The 2,652-nt window shown below is 70.9% G+C and carries 4 protein-coding genes; all 4 read right to left on the bottom strand.

Annotation, left to right across the window (positions count from 1 at the left end):
• The coding region (locus A612_RS15140; protein WP_081501208.1) for an RDD family protein at window positions 1–387 on the bottom strand (387 nt) is incomplete at its 3' end.
• 28 nt (window positions 388–415) lie between these two features.
• A complete protein-coding gene (locus tag A612_RS15135) occupies window positions 416–1,273 on the bottom strand; it encodes a DUF3106 domain-containing protein (protein ID WP_019375281.1) in 858 nt (285 codons plus the stop codon).
• Window positions 1,274–1,297: 24 nt separating this feature from the next.
• Window positions 1,298–1,756, bottom strand: coding sequence for a DUF3619 family protein (locus A612_RS15130; protein WP_019375280.1), 459 nt, complete (start codon window positions 1,754–1,756; stop codon window positions 1,298–1,300).
• Window positions 1,753–2,322 (bottom strand): RNA polymerase sigma factor, encoded by a 570-nt coding sequence (locus A612_RS15125; protein ID WP_019375279.1) that lies wholly within the window; start codon window positions 2,320–2,322, stop codon window positions 1,753–1,755. Before A612_RS15125 ends, A612_RS15130 begins: the two co-directional genes overlap by 4 nt.
• Window positions 2,323–2,652: the final 330 nt, after the last annotated feature.

Here is a 2,652-nt window from a genome sequence, read left to right as displayed (position 1 = left end):
CGCCGCCAGTGGCGGCAGGAACCACAGCCAGCTCAGCAGGTAGCGCAGCAGCGCGCGCCCCTGGGTGAGCGGGCGGCCGTTGCGGTCGACCACGCGGATGTGCCAGGTCTTCATCGCCAGCGTGTGGCCGCGCGACCAGAACCAGGTGAAATAGATGCCAAAGACCAGGAACAGGAAGGCCTGCAGCCCGTGCCGGTTGTCCAGTCCGTGGCGGGTCTGGGTGAGGGTGCTGAACAGGTAGCCCGCGATGAACACCACGCCGAACATCAGCATGCCCTCGTAGAGCCAGCAGGCCATGCGCCGGCGCAGCGGCGGCGCCAGCAACGGCGCGCCAGAGGCGGAACGAGGCAGCGGCAGGGAGGGCCCGGCGGGGCGGGGGACGGACATGCGGGTGGTCAGCGAAGGCGAGGCGCTGCTACTGGGGCGGATGCAGCGGCTCCATGGATTCCAGTGGGCGCCTCTCGGGCTCCTGCGGCGTTTCCTCTTCCACGGGCGGCAGCGGCGGCAGCGGCACGGGGGCCGCAGAAGGCGTCTCGACGGGCATGGTTTCTACCACAACCGGCGGCGGCACCGGCAGGGCCTGCACGGCGTGGGGTTGCTCGGGCAGAAGGATCTTGGGCGGGTTCGGGACGGTGGCGGGCAGGCCCGCGGCGGCCGGGACGCGTGCCAGCTTGCCCTCGGCGGCGGACGGGGGCGCCGCGGCCGCCCCGGTCGGGCGCGGTGTGGGCGGGCGCTTCGGCTTGGGCCGGGCCTTGGCTGCAAGCTCCGCCTTTTCCTCGGTGCTCAGCGCCTGGTAGGCTTCCCAGCGGGCGCGGCGGGTGTCGGGCGCCACATCGGTCGTCGCGGCGTAGTTCAGGCGCGCCTGATTGCGCTGCTGGGCGCTCAGGCTGACCCAGTCGCGCAGCCGCGCCGTCAGCTTCGCCTGCTCTTCGGGCGGCAGCTGCGGGTAGCGGTCGGCGAGCTGGAGCCAGCGGCGCTTCTGGGCCGGACCCAGACCGCGCCAGTGGGCAGCCAGCGGGGCGAGCACGGCCTTGCGCGCCTCGTCCAGCTCGCTCCAGAAGGGCGCCGCCTCCGCACCCAGCAGGAAGCGGCCTTCCAATAGGGAGGCCTGGCGCGCCCCGTCCAGCACCTGCGCCGGCAGCAGCGTCGCCGGCGCCATGCGCAGCGCTGCGACGGCCCGCAGGCCAGTGGCCGCCAGCGCCAGCAGCAGCGCCAGGGCGAGGAGCAAGGCCGGAAGCTGGGTGGCAGCGCGCTGGCTGGGCGAAGCACTCATGCAGGCAGGGTGGTCCTCCGCGCCTCAGCGGGCTGGGCCGGCGGAGCGCAGGTACTGCACGAAGCCGGGATCGGCATAGGCTGCCGGAGGCAGCTCGTCGGCCAGCAGCGCGGTGTCCACGTCAGGCAGAGGCGAATCCGGTGCCAGATCGTGGCCGAGGTTGAACAGCAGCACCCCGACCAGCAGCGCGGCCAGCGGCAGGGCGGACGCGAGCGAGCGCCACCATCCGTGGGGGCTGCCGGCCGCGCCGAGGCCTGCCGTCCCGCTCCCGGCGTAGAGCAGCGCCAAGCTGGAGGCCGGCTGCGGCGCCAGCTGCGCGGCGGGGCGGCGGCGCAGGCCCAGCGCCTGCATCCGCGCGGCGCGCAGGCGCTCCGTGACGTCGTGGGGCAGGGCGTCGGCCGCGCCATCCAGGCGCGCGGCGATGCGCCGGGCGTAGGCGTCCAGCGCCAGCTCGGCGCAGGAGAGGGTCTCAGGGCGGTTCATGGCGTGATTCCTTTGGCTTTCAGTGCGCGGCTGAGCGTTTGTACCGCGCGGAAGCAGTGGGTCTTGACGCTGCCCTCCGAGCAGCCCATGGCGGCGGCAGTCTCCGCAACATCCAGTTCCTCCCAGTAACGCAGCAGAAAGGCCTCGCGTTGACGGGGCGGCAGCGCCTGGATTTCTTCTTCGATGCCCTGCAGCAGCTGCGAGCGCCGCACCGTGTCCTCCGCACTCGGGACGGGTTCGCCCTCGGGGGTGCTGCTGCGCGCCTCCAGCAGATCGAAATCGCCGCCGTCCTCGAGCGGCCCTTCGAAGTCGCTCAGGTTGGTGAACAGCGCCCTGCGGGTCTTCTGGCGGCGAAACCAGTCGAGCGTGCTGTTGCCGAGGATGCGATGGAACAGCATCGGCAGCTCGGCCGCCGGACGGTCACCGTAGTGCTGCGCCAGCTTCATCATGCTGTCCTGCACGATGTCCAGGGCCGCGTCCTCATCGCGCACGTGGTAGAGCGTGCGCTTGAAGGCACGCCGGTCCACGTTCTTGAGGAAATCTGACAGCTCTTGCTCGGTGGCCAAGGGCGGGGGGCCGTTGCGGGGAGTGTGGGCGCCGCGCCACGGGCGCCGCAGGGGAAAAAGGGGGTAAACGGCCGATTATGGCATCGGGGGAAAAATTTTCTCCTGAAGCCACCCACGGTGCATATTGCAGTGCAATAATCGCTCCATCCAACAAGGCAAACGGGTCCCGGTCCGGCGCAGCATTCCAGTCGCCCATGGCCGAGGCCTCAAGTCCCGAACCGGCTTCACAAGAGTACGCGCCAGGGGCACCCAAGGTTTTTCGTCAGAGAAATTCGCAAAGGTTGATCATGGAAATGTCCAAGGCCGAACTCGCTTCGGCAGCCGCTGCCG

The organism is Melaminivora alkalimesophila, assembly GCF_000282995.1.
In the GTDB taxonomy this organism is placed as follows: Bacteria; Pseudomonadota; Gammaproteobacteria; order Burkholderiales; family Burkholderiaceae_C; genus Melaminivora; species Melaminivora alkalimesophila.
Note: the sequence above shows the minus strand (reverse complement) of the source record. Positions and strands in the feature narration are given on the sequence as shown.